18 protein-coding genes are annotated in these 17,173 nt (G+C 68.6%); 8 read left to right on the top strand and 10 right to left on the bottom strand.

Going from position 1 to position 17,173, the window contains the following annotated elements; translation table 11 throughout:
* Nucleotides 1-72: 72 nt before the first annotated feature.
* Nucleotides 73-1,137 carry a DUF2125 domain-containing protein gene (locus V5G24_RS00405; protein WP_394078480.1) on the top strand — a complete coding sequence of 355 codons (1,065 nt, stop codon included), beginning with the start codon at nucleotides 73-75 and terminating at the stop codon, nucleotides 1,135-1,137.
* Here V5G24_RS00405 and V5G24_RS00400 read toward each other — a convergent pair.
* The 6 genes from V5G24_RS00400 to V5G24_RS00375 form a co-directional block, all read right to left on the bottom strand.
* On the bottom strand, nucleotides 1,131-2,066 hold the full coding sequence (locus V5G24_RS00400) for a prephenate/arogenate dehydrogenase family protein (RefSeq protein ID WP_394078478.1): 936 nt from the start codon (nucleotides 2,064-2,066) through the stop codon (nucleotides 1,131-1,133). The two genes, V5G24_RS00405 and V5G24_RS00400, sit on opposite strands and share 7 nt — an antisense overlap.
* Complete coding sequence (locus tag V5G24_RS00395; RefSeq protein WP_394078476.1) at nucleotides 2,063-3,193, bottom strand: pyridoxal phosphate-dependent aminotransferase; 1,131 nt, start codon at nucleotides 3,191-3,193, stop codon at nucleotides 2,063-2,065. Before V5G24_RS00395 ends, V5G24_RS00400 begins: the two co-directional genes overlap by 4 nt.
* A gap of 15 nt (nucleotides 3,194-3,208) precedes the next feature.
* Nucleotides 3,209-4,060 (bottom strand): chorismate mutase, encoded by an 852-nt coding sequence (locus V5G24_RS00390; RefSeq protein WP_394078474.1) that lies wholly within the window; start codon nucleotides 4,058-4,060, stop codon nucleotides 3,209-3,211.
* A 69-nt stretch (nucleotides 4,061-4,129) separates the two neighbouring features.
* A complete protein-coding gene (locus tag V5G24_RS00385) occupies nucleotides 4,130-4,774 on the bottom strand; it encodes a sugar transferase (RefSeq protein WP_394078472.1) in 645 nt (214 codons plus the stop codon).
* Nucleotides 4,771-5,943 (bottom strand): glycosyltransferase family 2 protein, encoded by a 1,173-nt coding sequence (locus V5G24_RS00380; protein ID WP_394078470.1) that lies wholly within the window; start codon nucleotides 5,941-5,943, stop codon nucleotides 4,771-4,773. Before V5G24_RS00380 ends, V5G24_RS00385 begins: the two co-directional genes overlap by 4 nt.
* Nucleotides 5,937-7,010, bottom strand: a complete 1,074-nt coding sequence (locus tag V5G24_RS00375; protein ID WP_394078468.1) for a glycosyltransferase — start codon at nucleotides 7,008-7,010, stop codon at nucleotides 5,937-5,939. Before V5G24_RS00375 ends, V5G24_RS00380 begins: the two co-directional genes overlap by 7 nt.
* 185 nt (nucleotides 7,011-7,195) lie before the next feature.
* On the opposite strand from V5G24_RS00375, the gene V5G24_RS00370 reads away from it, so the two are divergent.
* From V5G24_RS00370 to V5G24_RS00355, 4 genes are read left to right on the top strand one after another with little or no spacing between them, the layout of a single operon-like run.
* On the top strand, nucleotides 7,196-7,477 hold the full coding sequence (locus tag V5G24_RS00370; RefSeq protein WP_394078466.1) for an STAS domain-containing protein: 282 nt from the start codon (nucleotides 7,196-7,198) through the stop codon (nucleotides 7,475-7,477).
* A complete protein-coding gene (locus V5G24_RS00365) occupies nucleotides 7,474-7,836 on the top strand; it encodes a hypothetical protein (RefSeq protein ID WP_394078464.1) in 363 nt (120 codons plus the stop codon). Before V5G24_RS00370 ends, V5G24_RS00365 begins: the two co-directional genes overlap by 4 nt.
* A gap of 1 nt (nucleotide 7,837) precedes the next feature.
* Entirely contained in the window at nucleotides 7,838-10,000 is a 2,163-nt protein-coding gene (locus V5G24_RS00360; RefSeq protein WP_394078462.1) for an SLBB domain-containing protein, read from the top strand.
* A 1-nt stretch (nucleotide 10,001) separates the two neighbouring features.
* Nucleotides 10,002-10,688 (top strand): P-loop NTPase family protein, encoded by a 687-nt coding sequence (locus V5G24_RS00355; protein WP_394078460.1) that lies wholly within the window; start codon nucleotides 10,002-10,004, stop codon nucleotides 10,686-10,688.
* Nucleotides 10,689-10,712: 24 nt separating this feature from the next.
* On the opposite strand, the gene V5G24_RS00350 is transcribed toward V5G24_RS00355, so the two are convergent.
* From V5G24_RS00350 to V5G24_RS00340, 3 genes are all read right to left on the bottom strand, one after another.
* Nucleotides 10,713-11,405, bottom strand: coding sequence for an alpha/beta hydrolase (locus tag V5G24_RS00350; RefSeq protein ID WP_394078458.1), 693 nt, complete (start codon nucleotides 11,403-11,405; stop codon nucleotides 10,713-10,715).
* Between the two features lie 259 nt (nucleotides 11,406-11,664).
* The gene (locus V5G24_RS00345; RefSeq protein ID WP_394078456.1) at nucleotides 11,665-12,081 is read right to left on the bottom strand and encodes a hypothetical protein; all 417 of its coding nucleotides are present in this window, start codon (nucleotides 12,079-12,081) and stop codon (nucleotides 11,665-11,667) included.
* 186 nt (nucleotides 12,082-12,267) lie between these two features.
* Nucleotides 12,268-12,954 (bottom strand): TenA family protein, encoded by a 687-nt coding sequence (locus V5G24_RS00340; RefSeq protein WP_394078454.1) that lies wholly within the window; start codon nucleotides 12,952-12,954, stop codon nucleotides 12,268-12,270.
* A 240-nt stretch (nucleotides 12,955-13,194) separates the two neighbouring features.
* On the opposite strand from V5G24_RS00340, the gene V5G24_RS00335 reads away from it, so the two are divergent.
* Nucleotides 13,195-14,373 (top strand): GGDEF domain-containing protein, encoded by a 1,179-nt coding sequence (locus V5G24_RS00335; protein WP_394078452.1) that lies wholly within the window; start codon nucleotides 13,195-13,197, stop codon nucleotides 14,371-14,373.
* A gap of 385 nt (nucleotides 14,374-14,758) precedes the next feature.
* Nucleotides 14,759-15,385, top strand: a complete 627-nt coding sequence (locus V5G24_RS00330; protein ID WP_394080287.1) for a TetR/AcrR family transcriptional regulator — start codon at nucleotides 14,759-14,761, stop codon at nucleotides 15,383-15,385.
* Nucleotides 15,386-15,397: 12 nt separating this feature from the next.
* Here V5G24_RS00330 and V5G24_RS00325 read toward each other — a convergent pair whose 3' ends face one another.
* Complete coding sequence (locus tag V5G24_RS00325) at nucleotides 15,398-15,748, bottom strand: DUF1127 domain-containing protein (protein ID WP_394078450.1); 351 nt, start codon at nucleotides 15,746-15,748, stop codon at nucleotides 15,398-15,400.
* Nucleotides 15,749-15,829: 81 nt separating this feature from the next.
* Here V5G24_RS00325 and V5G24_RS00320 point away from each other — a divergent pair, with 81 nt between their 5' ends.
* Nucleotides 15,830-17,170: an aminotransferase-like domain-containing protein gene (locus tag V5G24_RS00320; RefSeq protein WP_394078448.1), complete on the top strand. Its 1,341-nt coding sequence runs from the start codon at nucleotides 15,830-15,832 to the stop codon at nucleotides 17,168-17,170.
* Nucleotides 17,171-17,173: the final 3 nt, after the last annotated feature.

Raw genomic sequence — 17,173 nt, 5'->3', positions numbered from 1 at the left:
GCGGGTCCCGGCAGGCCGTATTTCCGGCCCTTCGCGCAGGCATTTTCGTCCGGACTGCTCATAGGAACGCCCATGACCGATATTTCGCCCGCGCCGCGTCGCCGCAAGAGCTGGATCGTCGCCGTCCCGTTCGCTCTCGTGGTGATTCTCGCCATCGGCTGGTGCGGCCTGTGGTTCTATGCCGCCAGCCGCGCGGAACGGGAGATCGACGCCTGGATCGTGCGCGAGAAGACCCTCGGCCGGATCTGGAACTGCGGCGAGCGCAGCCTCGGCGGCTTCCCCTTCCGCTTCGAGCTGCTGTGCCAGTCGCCGACGCTGGAGACGAAGGGCGGAGACCCGCTGCGCATCAGCGCCGCCAAGGCCCATGCGGTGGCTCAGGTGTGGGCGCCGAACCATATCGTCGCAGAATTCGCCTCCCCCGCGCGGGTGGAAGACCCCAAGACCGGCCGCATCTATGAGGCGAACTGGACCCTGCTCCAGATGAGCGGCATCGGCGACACAAGCGGCCGGCCCCAGCGCTTCGCCCTGGTGGTGGACCAGCCGGATGTGAAATGGGTGCCCACGGCCGGCGCCGACGCGCTGCCGGTGCTCTCCGCCACACATTTGGAAATCCACGCCCGCCGCAACCCGGCCACCACCGCCGTGCCCGATGGCGTCGACTATGCCGCCTCCATCGAGGGCGGGGAAAGCGCCATGCTGGCCGCCGCCGGCGCCACCGGCCCGCTGAACCTGAAGCTGCAGGGCACGGTCACCGCGGCCGAGGATTTCCGCCCCATGGCCGTGACCGATCGCCTGCGCGCGTGGGCCGCCGCGGGCGGCATCCTGAAGCTCGATACCCTCGCCATCACCACCCCGAAGGCCGCCGTGAGCGCATCCGGCGCGCTCGCCCTCGATGCCGCCGGCCGCCTCAATGGCGCGGTGAACGTGGGCTTTTCCGGCATCGAGGAGGTGGCGCGGAACCTGTCGCGCACCGGTGTCATTCCCCCGGAAATGGCGCCCATCGTCGGCGCGCTGGCGCTAGCGGGAAAGCCCGGCGACGTCGCCGGGCGCCGGGGCGCCACCTTCTCGCTGCTGCTGAAGGAAGGCGTGCTCCAGCTCGGCAAATTCCCGGTCGGGATCATTCCGCCGCTCTATTGAGCGGCGCCGCCCTCGCCGCCACGTCGGCCGAAATCCGGGGCGGCGGTTTCCTGCCCCTGCTCGATGATCGATTTGCGGATCGCGCGGGTGCGGGTGAAGTGCTGGAACAGCGCCTCTCCGTCGCCATAGCGGATCGCCCGCTGCAGCGACATGAGATCCTCGTTGAAGCGGGCGAGCATCTCCAGCACCGCCTCGCGATTGTAGAGGAACACGTCGCGCCACATGGTCGGGTCGGACGCCGCGATGCGGGTGAAGTCGCGAAACCCGCCGGCCGAGAATTTGATCACTTCGGAGGTCAGCGTCTGCTCCAGATGCTCGGCCGTGCCGACGATGTTATAGGCGATCAAATGCGGCACATGGCTGGTGATGGCCAGCACCAGGTCGTGATGCTGCGCCGACATCTGCTCCACGTTGGAGCCGAAGCCGCGCCAGAGCGCCGCGAGCGTCTCCACCGCCGCCGGATCGGCGCCCTCGGGCGGGGTGACGATGCACCAGCGGTTCTCGAACAGGCTGGCGAACCCCGCCTCGGGGCCGGAAAATTCCGTGCCCGCCACCGGATGGGCGGGGACGAGATGGGCATGCGCCGGCACGAACGGCGCCATGGCCTCCACCACCGCCCCCTTCACCGAACCGACGTCGGAGAGGATGGCGCCGGGCTTGAGATGCGGCCCGACCTGTTCGGCCACCGCGCCCGAGGCGCCCACCGGCACAGCGGCGATCACGATATCGGCGCCGCGCACCGCCTCGGCCACGCTCTGCGGCACCGCATCTGCAAACCCGAGCGCGCGCACCCGCTCGCGCACGCCGGCGTCGGCGTCGAACACCACGACCTCTCCCGCCAGCCCCTTCTCGCGCGCGGCACGGGCGACGGAAGATCCGATCAGGCCCGCGCCGATGACGGCGAGACGGCCGACGAGGGGCGCGTTCAACGCTCCGTCCCCGAAACGAAGGCGGCCAGCGCTTCCACCACCAGGCGGTTGGCTTCCTCGGTGCCGACCGTCATGCGCAGCGCATTCGGCAGGCCGTAGGATGCGACCGAGCGCAGGATCAGCCCGCGCGCGCTCAAGAATGCGTCCGCGTCGTGGGCGGTGCGGCCCTGCGTCTCGTCGAAATGGATCAGCACGAAATTGGCGACCGACGGCGTCACCTTCAGGCCAAGCTTCTCGATCTCGCTGGTGAGCCAGGGCAGCCAGCGGTCATTATGCGCCACCGCCAGATCCACATGGGCGGTGTCGGCGACGGCAGCGGCGCCCGCCAGAAGCGCCGGCGTATTCATGTTGAACGGGCCGCGCACGCGGTTCATGGCATCGAGCACCGCCGCCGGCCCCACCGCCCAGCCGACCCGCAGGGCCGCAAGCCCGTGGATCTTGGAGAAGGTGCGGGTCATGATGACGTTCTCGGCGGTCAGCGCGAGTTCGAGCCCGGTCTCGTAATCATTGCGGCGGACGTATTCCGCATAGGCGGCGTCCAGCACCAGCAGCACATTGCCCGGCAGGCCGGCATGCAGGCGGCGCACTTCCTCGAACGGCAGATAGGTGCCGGTGGGATTGTTGGGATTGGCCAGGAACACCACGCGGGTGCGCGGCGTCACGGCCGCGAGAATGGCGTCCACGCTCGCGGTATGGTCGCGTTCCGGCGCCACAACCGGCCGGCCGCCCGCCGCCAGCGTGGCGATGGGATAGACCAGGAAGCCATACTGGCTATAGATCGCCTCGTCGCCCGGCCCGATATAGGTGTTGGCGATCATGCTCAGCAATTCGTCCGAGCCGGCGCCGCAGATGATGCGGTCGGGATCGATGCCGAAGGTGCGGCCGATCGCGCGGCGCAGCACGCCGGCGGTGCCGTCGGGATAATCCTGCAGATGCGCGCCGGCTTCCGCGAATGCCTTCAGCGCCTGCGGGCTCGGACCCACGGGCGTCTCGTTGGACGAGAGCTTGAACACCTTCTCGACGCCGTGCGCATGGCTCTTGCCCGGCACATAGGCGCGGATGTCGAGCACGCCGGGGCGCGGCTCGGGGCGGACGGGAAGACGGGGGCTTTGCGCGGGGGTGGACATACTCGACTCCACAGGTCACGAACGGCGGGTGCCGTCCGCGCCAAGACGATAGGGGGCGGCGTGGCTGCCCACGGGGGCGACGGAACCGACCTGCGCGCCGGCCTGCCGCAGGGCGTCCAGCGCCGCATCGCGGGTGCCGGCGGGCACGCTCAGCAGCACGGCGGCCTGGCCGGGCACGCGATCGGCGGCGACCAGCATGTCGCCCTGCCCGCCCAGCGCGCCGGCGGCCCGTGCGTTCCAGCCGGACAGATGCAGGCTCCAGGTCTCCACCTCGGTCACGGCCGCATCATTGATGGGATGGGAGACCACGAACACCGGCAGGCCGGCGGGATGGTCCTCCCGCTCCACGAACGGCAGGCGCGCGATGATCTTCGGCGCGTGGTCGCCTTCGAGCGCGGTCCACCAGGCATCCCCGCCGGACAAAGCGGAGGCCGGCAGCAGGCCCAAGTCGCCCTTGGACGCCACCACCGATTCAATCACGCCGCGCGGGCCCATATGGGTCACGAACGGCGTCGTAAAGCCGAAATGGAATCTTGCGCTGTCGCGCATCTGCGGCTCGCCCACCGAAAGGTCGGCATGCACCGCATAAGGCGCCTGGACATAGGTGAAGGTGGAGATGATGACGCGCCAGATGCTCTCGACCGTGTCGAGCGGCAGCAGGCCGGCGTGCCGGTCCACGAGGCGGCGCATCATGGCGGCCTCGCGGGCGGGGCGGAACGCCGAGCCTTCGCTCTGGCTGCGCTTCACCGCGACGAGGCGATCGATGATCTCGCCGCGCTCCATCAGGAGGCGGTGCATGGTCTCATCGATACGGTCGATCTCGGCGCGCAGGTCGGCGAGAACGGGAGGGGGAGCTGAGGAATTCATGGGGCTCACAATCGGGCTGATCCTCTACCCCCAGAACGCGGCAAGATCAAAAGCTATGTTGCGCCGGGCCTATTGCCCCTTGCCGAGCACCATGGTGGAGGCGGTGCGCAGGATGATCCATAGGTCGGTCTTGAACCAGTCCAGCGGGTCCAGCAACCGCATGGCATAGGCATGGTCATACGACACCTTGGAGCGCACGTCCTCGATGGAGGCGTCATAGCCCTGGTTCACCTGGGCAAGGCCGGTGATGCCCGGCTTCAGGCCGAAGGTGCGCTCGGTATAGAAGGGGATCTCGGTTTCCAGCTTGGCGAAGAAGGCCGGGCGCTCGGGGCGCGGGCCCACGATCGACATCTCGCCCTTCAGCACATTGAGCGCCTGCGGCAGCTCGTCGATGCGGGTCTTGCGCATGAAGCGGCCGACCGGCGTGACGCGCGGATCGTTGACGGTAGCCCAGACCGCGCCGGTGCGCGCTTCCGCATCCACATACATGGTGCGGAACTTATAGAGATAGAACAGGCGGGTGCGGGTGGGCGTCGCCTCGCCGACACGCAGCTGGCGATAGAGCACCGGCCCGCGCGAGGTCAGCTTGATCGCCAGCGCCACCGGCAGGAACACCAGCGCGAGCACCGCCGTCGCGACCAGGCCCACGGCGACATCGAACGCGCGCTTTCCCAGCCGCACCATGGGATGGGTGAAATCCTCGTCGAAACTCACGGCTGCGCTCCCCCGGCCCGATGCCAGCGTCCCTTGTCCCGTCCGGCGATCTGGCGCATGCCCCCTACCAGCCCCGCCGCGTGCCCTTCCACGAAATAGGCCGCGAACCGCGCCGCGCGGGGAAGATTGCCGCGATGCGTCATGGCGACGCCCGCTAGCAGATAGAAGGCGATCTGGCCGGCAAGCAGCAGCTGGTACAGCGCAATGCCCGCGAAGGCGAGCGCCAGATTGCTCAGGAACGCCACCACCAGCAGCACCGGCACCAGCGCCCGCAGCGCCTTGCCGGACAGGAACACGAAGGCAAGCCCCGGACGGCGCGGGTCCGCGAGCCGCCACAGGCGCACCGCCTGCTGGACATTGCCCGAGGAAATGCGCACCCGGCGCCGGAATTCCTGGCTACGCCGGCTGCGCTCCTCCTCGGTGGCGATGATCGTCACATCATAGACCGCGCGCGCGCCGCCGGCGACGATGGCCATGGGCAGCACCACGTCGTCATTGATGGTGTCCCCCGGCAAGGGCGCCCACAGGGCGTGGCGGAACAGATAGAAGGCGCCGTGCACGCCGAACGGCGCGCTGAGCGCGGCCTCGTCGGCCTTGATGGCGGTCTGATAGGCCCAATAGCTCGCCTCCCCGGCGCTGCCCGCCTCTTTCAGGGCATAGGTGCCCGCCACCACCCCCACCTCGGGCCGAGAGAAATGCGCGGCGGCGCGCATCAGGGCATCGGCGGAGAGGGTGGCCGAGGCATCGGACAGCGCCACGATGCCGCCGGGGATGGACGCGATCACCGCGTTCAGCACCGCGACCTTGCCGCGATTGACCGGGAAGGCGCGCACCTCCGCGCTCAGGCCCGCGCATTCGCTCGATGCCAGCGCGGCGCGGGCAAGATCGGCCGTGCCGTCGGTGCAGCCGTCGCAGGCGACGATCACATGCAGGCGGTCGCGCGGATAGGCGAGGCGCGCGCAGTCGCGCAGCTTGAGCGCGATGAAGGTGGCCTCCTGATAGGCCGGAATGACGAGCGTGATGACGGGCAGCGCGGCGGCGTCCGGGACCGGCGGAACGGGCAGCGCCGGGCGCAGGCGCGCCAGCAGGCGCAACGCCACGGGATAGAGGGCATGGTGATAGACCACGGCCGCGACGCTCGCCCAGAACAGGATCTGGAGCATCAGCATGGTGGGCGCCCGGCCATGAGATCGCGATAGGCGTCGAGCATCCGGTCCCAGGAGAAACGGGCGCTCACGAAAGCGCGCGGCGGGACCGGCGGGACGGTGGCCAGCGAGGCCCGGAGCGCGGCGGCCAGCGCCGTGGGATCTTCCGGTGGCACCAGCCGGCCGGAGGCCGGGCACACCGCCTCGCGCAAGGAGCCCACATCGCTCGCCACCACCGGTATGTCGCAGGCCTGCGCCTCGATCACCGATAGGGGCAGGCCCTCGTTGCGGGAGGGCAGGCAGAACAGGTCGAGGGCGGGGAGAACCTGCGGCATGTCGCCACGATGCCCCAGGAAATGAACGCGTTCGGCGACGCCGAGCTGGTCCGCGAGCTGGCGCAGGGTGTCGCGCGCGCTGCCCTCGCCGATCAACGCCAATCGGGCATGCGGAACCTCCACCATGGCGCGCAGCAGCACGTCGTGGCCCTTCACCGGCTCCAGCCGGCCCGCCGATCCCACCAGCGCTCCCTCGGCCGGAAGTCCGAGCGCGGCCCGCGCCGCGGCCCGGGGGGCGGGCTGAAAGCGCTCGGTGTCCACGGCATTGGCGATTACCCGCACCGGGGCGCCGGGCATGACGGTGCGCGACACCTCGGCCACGGCCTGCGACACCGCCACCACCTGCGGCCGCACGATGCGCGCGAGGGCGGCAGTGAGGGTGCGTTGACGCGGCGCATCATAATGCCAGGAATCATGCTCCACATAGGAAAGGACCGGCACCCCCGCCAGCCGCGCGGCCAGGCCGCCATAGAGCAGCGGGCCGATATGGTGCACCAGGACCGCGCGCGGCTTCAGCGCCCTCAGGCGCGCGGCGAGCGAGACGACGAGGCCGGGGCGCAGGCCGGGCGCCTTGGCGAACCCCTCCACCGGCCCCGCGTGCGCCAAAGCGGACCAGGCGCCGACAAGGCTCTGCGTGTCACCGTCCAGGCTAAAGATGGGGTTGGTTCCGGGCAAACGGCGCGCCAGTTCCAGCGCCAACACCTCAATACCGCCCGGGGCAAGACGTTGGACGATCTGCACCAGTCCAGCGGACACGAATCCCCCTGCCGTCGGCCCATTGTTCACCACTCATTAAGGTAAATTGTTCCTTGTTGCGAGGGACCGATGCTGCGACACAACATGCTCGATTCGTACGGCAGGGGACGGTGTGCGCTAGCGCCCATCGGCACGGCGAAACGAGCGTTCGCGGCACCGTGGAAGACCAACCGGGTGGGCACTCAATGTCAAAGTTGGTTCAGATCGTCGAGGACATGGACGCCGCGTCCATGGCTAAGCTCAAGCCTGTATTCGAGGAGCTCGGAACCGCGACGGATGACGTCACGCTGGATCTGAGCGCGGTGGATTTCATCGATTCCTCGGGGATCGGCGGCATCGTCTATCTCTACAAGCGCCTGCGCATCGCCGGCCGCACGCTGCGCCTGCGAGGCGCCAACGGCCAGCCGAGGCGCCTCATCAACCACCTGCGGCTCGCAGATCTGACGGAAGAGAGCTGCCCCTCATGAGGCTTGCGCACGATCCAATCGTGCTCGTGATGGTCGCTGGCCTGCTCACGTCGGCCTGCGACACGGTCAGCCATGTGCCCTGGCCCCCCAAGGGCGGCGGGGGCATGGCGGAACGTCGCCCGTCCGAGGATCCGCGGATCGACGCGTTGCAACGACGGCTGATGGTGCTGACCGAGCGCAACGCGCGCACGTATGCGGCGGCGGACTATGCCGACGCGGAAATGATGCTCATCACGCTGCGCCGGCTCTCGGAAGGCGGCCTGCCGGAGGATGCGGAAATCCAGATGGCCCGCCTGAAGCGCAAGCTCGACCAGATCGAGCACGCTCTCGCGCGGCCAAAAGGCGAGCGGGCGCCGTGACATGCGACGCCCCTGTGCGCCCCTCGCCGGTTCTGGTGCCCTGGCCCTCGCCTGGTTCTGCGCCGCGCTGATCGCGCTCGCGCTGGGCCTGTGCGGGCCGGCGCGCGCCCAGTCCGCCGGCGCGGGCGAGGAGGTCCGGCTGCGGATCGGCGACGTGCTCGCCATCGCCCTGCCCGGCGAACCCGCGCTCAACACGGATCTGAACGTGGATCGGCGCGGCCGCGTGGCGCTGCCGGAAGTGGGCGCCGTGGATGTCGCGGGCCGCACGCTGGCGGAAGCCTCCACCCTGATCCGCAATGCCCTTGCGCGAGCCTATCGCGACCTCGACCGCCTTAACGTGACGCTCAAGGACCGGCGGCTCTACATCACGGTCCTCGGCTATGTGGACAAGCCCGGGGAAGTGGACTTGCCGGGGGATTCCAACGTGCAGCAGGCCATCGGCGCGGCCGGCGGGCTGCTCCAGGGCGCCCAGCTCGACCGGCTCCAGGTGCGCCGGGGCACCCGCACCAGCGTGTTCAATTACAAGCGCTATCTCGACACCGGTGACACGAGCCTGCTGCCGCAATTGCAGCCGCTCGACATCATCTTCGTGCCGGCCTCGCCCGCCACCGGCAACGTGCAGATCAATTTCGACAGCCGCACCCTCACCGAGCAGGGCGACGCCGCCGAATCTCCCACCGCCGTGAAGGTATTCGGCGAGGTCAGCCGCGCCGGTTCCTTCGCCTATAAAGAGGGGCTCAGCGTGGTGGACATGATCATGCGCGCCGGAGGCGTCACCCGCTTCTCCTCCATCGACCAGGTGCGGGTGATCGACGGCGGCGAACCCAAGATCTTCAACCTGCGCAAATATCTCGACACCGGCGACGCGAAGCTGATGCCGCCGCTGAAGCCCGGCGCCACCATCTTCATTCCGAAGCAGGAAGACGAGATCCGCCGTTCGGTGCGCACCGTCTATGTGATCGGCGAGGTGGCCCGGCCCGGTTCGCTCGAAGCCCCGCCCGACGCGCGGCTGGTGGAGATCCTCGCCAATGCCGGTGGCCCGACCCGCTTCGCCGACACGACGCGGGTCAAGATCCTGAAGGCCGACGGCAGCGTCCAGCAATTCAACCTGTTCGCCTATACCGAGGGCGACAAGAAGCCCTTGCCGGAAATCCTGCCGGGCGACGCGGTGTTCGTGCCGGAGAAGATCGAGGCCTCGGACCGCCCGTCCTGGCTGAAGCTCCCGCCCAATCGCGCGGTTGAGGTGATGGGCGCCGTGCAGCGGACCGGCCGCTACGAATGGTCCGACGAGATGACCTTGCTGGATCTGCTGGGCGAAGCCGGCGGGCCGAGCCAGAATGGCGACATCGCCCATTTGCAGATCCTGAAGGCACGCCAGGGCGGAAAGGCGATCAGCTTCGACCTCGGCGCCTTCATCACCACCGGCGGGAAGCTGTCGGACCTGCCGAAGATCGAGGCCGGCGACGTGATCCGCGTGCCGTCGCTGCCGGATTCGCCGGTGGACAATAAGGCGAATTGGGTCCAGCTGGCCAAGGGGGACGCGATCTATGTGATGGGCCAGGTGGGCGCGCCCGGACGCTATGCGTTCAACAAGAGCATGACCTTCATGGACATTCTCACCGCCGCCAACGGCCCCACCTCCAATGCCGACCTGCGCAACGTGCGGGTGTCGCACCGCAACCAGCCGGGCTCGAAGGTCACCAAGGTCAATCTTGCGCAATATTTCGCCACCGGGGACGAAAAGCTGCTGCCCCGGGTGCGCACCGGCGACGTGATCTTCGTGCCCGACCGCACCAATAAGGAATGGTTCGACGATCCCGCCGAAAGCACGGTTCGGGTGCTGGGCGCCGTGGGCAAGCCGGGACGCTATCGCTTCGCCGCCAACATGACGCTGCTGGACCTGCTCGCCGAGGCCGGCGGACCTACGGCGGACGCCTATCAGCAGCGCATCGTGGTGGTGAATCTCGGCTGCTGCCGCGAGCAGGCGCGGGTGTTCGACCTCGTGGAATTCGCCCGCACGGGCGATATTTCGGTGCTGCCGGTGGTGGGGCCGGGAGACACCGTCTATGTGCCCAGTTCCGCCCAGAGCGAATGGAAGATCTTCGTCGACGCCATGCGCAACATCCTGCCGGTGATCTCGCTCATTCTCGCGATGGGAGGGTAAGGTGAGGGGACGCAGCCTGCGCGAGGTCGAATCCATCTATCTGTCCACGTTCGGGCAGGGCGCCCGCGCGGTCGGGATTACCAGCGTCCACAGCGGCAGCGGGGTGTCGGTGCTTGCGGGCGCGCTGGCGGTGCGGTCCCAGCGCCAGAATCGCACCTTGCTGATCGGCCTTGCGGACCCCACCGCCGCCGTGCCGGCGCAGGCCACCGCCTGGACCCCCGCCGATCCCGATCTGCTCGCCTTCGTCGATACCGACCCGCGCGGCTTCGATACGCTGATCGCCGCGCCCCTGCCGGAAGCCAGCTTCGCCTTCCGCAGCGCCGCGGTCATCCGCGCCATGCTCGATCAATTGCTGGAATCCTACGACGCCATCGTGCTCGATCTCGCCGCCGTGGAACCGCGCGAACGCGTCGCCGTGCCGGTGACGAGCATCGCCGCCGCGTGCGACAGCGTCGTGGTGCTGTGCATGCCGGGGCGCGATTCGCGCATCGCGCTGTCCCGCGCCGCCGCCGCCTTGCGCACCGCCAATGCGCCGGTCAGCGGCGTCGTGATGAATGATCGCTTCAACCAGAGCGTGGCGGACGAAATCACCGGCGAGGCGCGCCGCTACCAGCGCTTCGCCCCGCGCCTGATGGCGAAGCTGATCACGGCGGTGGCGCGGATCAAGTTCCTGAACGTGAAGCCCTGAGGACGAAGCGCCTCCCCGGCCGGCTTACCCCGCGACGCCGGCGCCGAGGAAGAAATTCATGGCCAGGAACACGATCGGCGGCTGCACCGAATGGGTGCCGTTGAACTCCACATATTGCACGTCATAGCCGGCCGCCTGGAGCTTGGCGGCATTGGCGCGCCCGGCGGTGGCGATGGGTAATTGCTCGTCCTGGAGGCCGTGCGCGATGAACACCCGCGGCGCGCCCTCCTGCACATGCACCGACATGAAACCGGCCGAGAACGCGATGATATGGCTGACGATGTCGCCATTGGTCAGGCCCAGCGACAGGGCATAGCTGCCCCCGTCGGAGAAGCCGGCGAATGCCAGATGGCTCCGGTCCACGGTGAAATGCGCCGCCACCTCGGCCAGCGCCCGGTCCAGCCGCTCGCGGTCCGGGCCGTTTCCGGCGATCACGATATCCCAGGTGGGAAACTGCGATTGCGGCGCCAGCAGCAGGAAGGAATGCATCTGCGCCTGGGCTTCCAGCACCGGAAGGATCTTCTCCGCGCTGCCACCGCCGCCGTGAAACAGCACCACCAAAGGCACCGGCCGGGCCGGATCCAGCCCGGCGGGCACGAACAGGACGGCGTCACGTTCCGGCGCGATTCCCAATGCATTGCGGCCGGGGGGAAGCGGCGGCTTGCTGGGAGCGGCGGGCGTGAAGGTGAGGCGTCCGGCGAGGAAGGGATCAATCATGGCGCCAGCTTAGCCAAATGGATAAGGCGGACAAGACCGCCGACCTGTGGAGAGAGGTTCATCCCGATCGCCCCGCACGCGGCGCCACCGGACGCGTTGCGCCATGCGGCGGCGCCCGAGCCTAGAGCCGGATCTGCCCATATTGAATCGCCTTGGGCGTTTCAATATGGGCAGTGAATCCGCCTCTATTCAACAAGTTAGAGGGCGATTCACCGCCCATATGGAACCACCAAGTGGTTCCATATGGGCGGATCGTTCTCTAGCGGCCTTCCAGCATATCGCGGGCTTCGCCGACCGCCTTCAGGCAGGCGGCTTCGTTGCCGGCGGCCTGGAAATTCTCCGCGGCATTGAGCGCGGCGGCGGGACCGACCGGCTGCGGCAGGCTGCCGCTCGCGGCGGCGACCGAACCTGGGGTCGGCTGCTGATCGAGCTGCGCGCCGACGCTCTGCGGCTCGGGGCGAGGAGCCGCGGGCTTGCCCTGCACCGCATCCACGCGCTTCTGAAGGGCGACGATCTGCTCCAGGCAGGTTTCCGCGTGCGCAGGCACCAACGGAACCGCCACGACGGCCAGAAGGCCCGCCGCCACGACGCAGGCCCCTGCGGTGCGGGCGGCAGACGTGCGGGTGACAGCACCGTGGGTGAGGATGGTGCGGACGAAAGCGGGTTGGGCGGTCATGAGGGCTCCATCTGCGCGGCCCGTGCAGCCGCTCGCGGCGCGGCTCCGGGGTGATTTGCGGCGGAGTGTGTCCATGTCCGGCGACGGCGGCAAGACCATGCCGCGCGTGAATTGCGCGCGGCCACCATCGCCCTTCCCCTCGCCTTTCCCCTTCGCCCCTCGCCTACCGCGTCGGCGGAGGTCGGCCTACACCGGCCAAGCCTCCAGGCGATAGGCGGAATCCCAGAACATCCACTCGAGCTGGGTCGCGCGGGCGAATGCGTCGTGCATGCGCCCGCGGGTGCCGGCGGAAGCCTGCTCGGCGGCTTCGTCGGTGGCGGCGATCACCTCCCGCACGGCGTCGTGGAAATCCTCGCCGGCATAGGTGTCGATCCAGGCCTGATAGGGATTTGCGGGTGCTGCGCGGGCGAGAATGTCGCGTCCCACCTCGGCATAGATCCAGAAGCACGGCAGCAGCGCCCCGAGCACCACCTCATAGGGTTCGCCATGGGCGGTCGCCAGCAGGAACGACACATAATGGTGGCAGGCGGGAGACAATGGCGTGTGCGCGAACGCCGACGGCCCGATGCCGAACTCGCGGAAGAACGAGCCGTGCAATTCGCGCTCGACGATGATCGCGACCTCCGCCCCCTTGGCGAACTGCACGATCCGGTCCGGGCTCGGCGCCTTGGCGGCCGCCAGCGCCAGGGCGCGGCCGAAGCCGATCAGATAATGCGCGTCCTGCACGATATAATGCTTGAACCGGGCCTCCTCCAGCGTTCCCGCCGCGAGCTCGGCATTGAACGGCATGGCGCGGATGGCGTCGTAAAGCGGGGCGTTCGCCGTCCATGCCTGGCGGGAGAAGGGGGTATCTGGGCGGGCCTGAGGGGTCATCGAGGCGTCCGGGAAGGGCACGCCTGAGGCGTACGCGACGGCAGGGACACGCACATTAGCCGATCCGCCGACGTCGGCGCCAGAGTCTCGCTCCAAAGCCTCGCTCCAAAGCCTCGCGCCAGGGTCGCGCACGGTTTTGTGCACCGATCGGCAACGGCGCGACGCCAACCCTGGGCAGTGCTATAAGGCCATACGCGATGAGCGCGCGCAGACATTCTGCCTCAGGCAACGAAGATAAAGATGCCGTCCGAACCGCATACCCTTTTCGCCCTGCTGGTGCTGACGGCTGCGATCGGCGCCTGTCTCCAGATCTGGGCGTGGTCGCAGGCGCGCAGCGAACGCCTGCTGCTGTGGGGCGGTATCGCTTATGCGTTCATCACCACCGGCATCTTGCTGAACGCGGCGCGCGAGGCGTTGCCGACGCTGTTCTCGCAGATGCTGGGAACTGGGCTCGTCATCTATGGGGGCGGCCTCATCTACGCCGCGGCGCGCGCGTTCAACGGCCGTCAAATGGAACCCCTGGTTGCGGTGGCCGGGGCGGTGATGTGGCTGGTGGCCTGCCAGTTCCCCGATTTCTACGCCAATACGACCGGCCGCATCACCCTCGCCTCGGTGCTGCTGGCGGGCTATTGCGCCGCCGCGGCCTTCGAATTCCTGCGGGCCAAGGGCCTGCCGAGCCGCATTCTGCTGGCCGCGCTGCTGATCGTGCACGGCATCGGCCTGCTGCTGCGCATTCCGCTGGCCCTCGCGCAGCCGCAGGGGCCGGTCTTCATGTTCGCCAATCCGTGGTTCATCCCGATTGCGCTTGAAAACGTGCTGATGCTGCAATTGTTCGCCTTTCTCCTGGTGACCCTCACCAAGGAGAAGATCGCGGTGCATCTGCGGCAGACGGCCGACACGGATGCCCTGACCGGCCTGCCGAACCGGCGCGCTTTGTTCGTCCATGCGGTGTCGGCCCTGGCGCGCGATGCGCGGCGCGCGCGGCCGAGCGCTGTGATCGTGTTCGATCTCGACCGCTTCAAATACATCAATGACACCTATGGCCATCCGGTGGGCGATGCGGTGCTGCTGGCGTTTGCCAGCGCAGCCACCACGCAATTGCGCGCCGGCGATATGGCCGGGCGGATCGGTGGCGAGGAATTCGCGGTGCTGCTGCCGGAAACCGACGGCCATCAGGCGGCCATCGCGGCGCGGCGCATCATGGTCACCTTCACCCATCTGTCCGGCATGGTGGAAGGGTGCGAGAGCCTGTGCACCGCCTCCGCCGGCATCGCCTCCACGCGCGCCGGCTCGGCCGCCAACATGGAAATGCTACTGCACGCGGCCGACCGCGCGCTTTATGAGGCCAAGCGCGAGGGCCACAATCGCCTGAGCGTGGCGCCGCCGATCGACCTGCGGGCACTTGCGACACCGCAGTGAGCACACGCCATCACGACGCACAATGCGCGCGGGCGACCACGCACGGGCGACTTGCACCAGGGCGGGCTTGTCGAACCGGACGGCGCGAAACAGGGGGACGGGCCTGAAGGAAGAATGAGGGAGGAGAGCGGGGGCGGTGCTCCCCTCCCTCAACGCCAGTCACCACCGGGTTGCGGCTCCGGGTGTGACCGAACGGTTCGGTCAAGACATCTTCTGTTTAGCCGAGCTTTCCGACGGGCGCAAGTGGAACCGAACGGTTCGGTCAATTTTTAACCATTGTCGGCGTGCAGACAATTGACGCGGCGGCCCTTTCGGCGAAGGGTAATGCAGCAATGGCAGCGCATTGGCGCGCGGGCGCCAGCATAGGGAGCGAATTTTGTCGGTTGTGGAAACCAGGGAAGCAGTGGCGGGCCAGGACCCGGAAAAGCGCAGGCAGATCCTGGCCGGCGCGCGGCAGGTGTTTCTGGACCAGGGCTTCGACGCGGCCAGCATGGGCGAGATCGCGCGCGCGGCGGGTGTCTCCAAAGGCACCCTCTATGTGTATTTCCACGACAAGGTCGATCTGTTCGCCAGCCTCGTGAGCTGCGAATGCGCGGAGACCGCCGAGCGCCTGTTCGTGCTCGATGCCAATGAGCCGGATGTGGAAGCGGCGCTCACCAAGCTTGGCATCTCCTTCATCGAAGCCATGCTGCGCCCCTGCCATGTCGCCACAGTGCGGAGCGTGATCGCCATCGCCGAGAAATTCCCCGCCATCGGGTTGCGGTTCCTGGAAGCGGGGCCGAACTCCGGCACCCGGCGCCTGTCCGCCTTTCTTCAGGCCAAGGTCGAGCAAGGGGTTCTCGACATCGACGATACCGAGGCGGCGGCGAGCCAGTTCCTCTCGCTGTCCAAGGATACGATCCTCGCCCCAGTGCTGTTCGGCGCCGCCGCCACCATCCAGCGCGACCAGATCGAGGCGGTGGTCGGCCGCGCGGTGCGCATGTTCATGAGCGCCTACGGCGTGAAGCGCTGAGCGCGCCCCCGCTCACGCCCGCCAGAACGGCTTTTCCGCCTCGCGGCGCGCCGCCTCCCGGCTGATGCCGGTATCGCGCATCTGGTCCGCGTCCAGATCCGCCAGTTCGCGCCGCTCGCGCGCCCGCCGCAGCCATATGCGCAGCAGCCCCACCAAGCCCGCAAGGCTCCCCTGCGGTGCGCCGGAGCGCCGTGCGATCGCCGCGCCCGAGCCCTCGGCAAGGGGCCCACAGGGGACTTCTCCCGGGGCCAGCCGGCCCCGCGCGGCGGCGTGAGTGGTCGGCCCCCGGAGCGGAAGCGCGATCGGAAGCGAGGGCCGTCCCCGGCTCTCGGTCGGTGTAATCTGGCGAGTGCGCAGCGTCATGATAATATCCTCATGAATTGCTCGCATTCATTGCGCCGATGATGTATCGGTGCAATTATTATATTGCACTCGGATCAATAAATGCCCTCGCCCGATTTTCGCGCCCTCGCCGACATGCTCGCCGCCGATATCGCCTCCGGCCGCCTCGCCCCCGGCAGCCGGCTGCCAACCCAGCGGGACTTCGCCTATACCGTTGGCATCGCCCCCTCCACCGCCAGCCGGGTCTATGCCGAGCTGGTGCGCCGGGGCCTGATTTCGGGCGAAGTGGGGCGCGGCAGCTATGTGCGCACCATCGGCGAGGGGAGCACGACGAGCGTGGGCGAGCCCTCGCATGCGCCGGTCGACCTGCAGCTCAATTTTCCCATCCTGCCAACCCAGGATGCGGAGCTGGAACAGATCCTTGCAGGGTTTGCCCGGCAAGGCGCGCTCTCCGCCGCCTTCCGGCCCATCGGCGCCGCCGGCACGCGGGCCGCGCGCAGTGCCACCGCGGATTTTCTCGCCGGCCCGAACTGGCGCCCCGATCCGGCCGGCATCGCATTCACCACCAACGGGCGACAAGCCATCGCCGCCACCTTCTCGGCCCTTGCCCCCCCCGGCGAGCGCATCGGCGTCGAGGCCATGACCTATCCGGCCGTAAAATGGATCGCCGCGCGGCTCGGCATCACCCTGGTGCCGCTGGCCATGGACGACAAGGGATTGAAGCCCGACGCCATCCTGCGGGCCCATCGCGCGGCGCCGTTACGGGGCATCTATGTGCAGCCGAGCCTGCATAATCCGCTCGGCGTTTCCATGGATGCGGCGCGGCGCGACGAGATCGCCGATCTGCTCAAGGCCGAAAACCTAATGGCGGTGGAAGATGTGATCTACGGTTTCCTGTGCGACGACGCGCCCCTCAGCGCGCGCGCCCCGGACCATGTGCTGCTGGTGGACAGCCTCTCCAAGCGGGTCGCGCCGGGGCTCACCCTCGGCTTCATCGCCGGGCCACCGGCCTGGAGCGAACGGCTGGTGGCGGCGGTGCGATCCGGCACATGGGCGGTCATGGGCCTGCCGCTGGCCATGGGGCTGCATATCATGGACGAGGGCGTCGTCGCCCGCCTCGTGGCGGCGAAGCGCGCGGATGCGAAGGCGCGCCAAGCCATCGCGCGGAGCGTGTTCGACGGGGCGATGCTCAAGGCCGACCCCCGCGCGTACCATGCCTGGCTGGAACTGCCGGAGCCGTGGCGCGCGGAGGCGTTCGCCGGAGCGGCGGCGCGGCAGGGCATCGCCATCACGCCATCGAGTGCCTTCGCCGTTACCCCCGGCCATGCCCCGAATGCGGTCCGGCTCGCTTTGTCGCCGCCCTCACACGCCGTCCTGCGCGAGGCGCTGCTGACCTTGCGCCGGCTAATGGAGGGCGGCCCGGTGGAGAGCGAGGTGGAATAGGAC

The organism is Roseixanthobacter finlandensis (genome assembly GCF_043195105.2).
Taxonomy (GTDB): domain Bacteria; phylum Pseudomonadota; class Alphaproteobacteria; order Rhizobiales; family Xanthobacteraceae; genus NCEH01.
The sequence above is the reverse complement of the archived record's forward strand: the minus strand, read 5'-3'. Positions and strand labels throughout refer to the sequence as shown.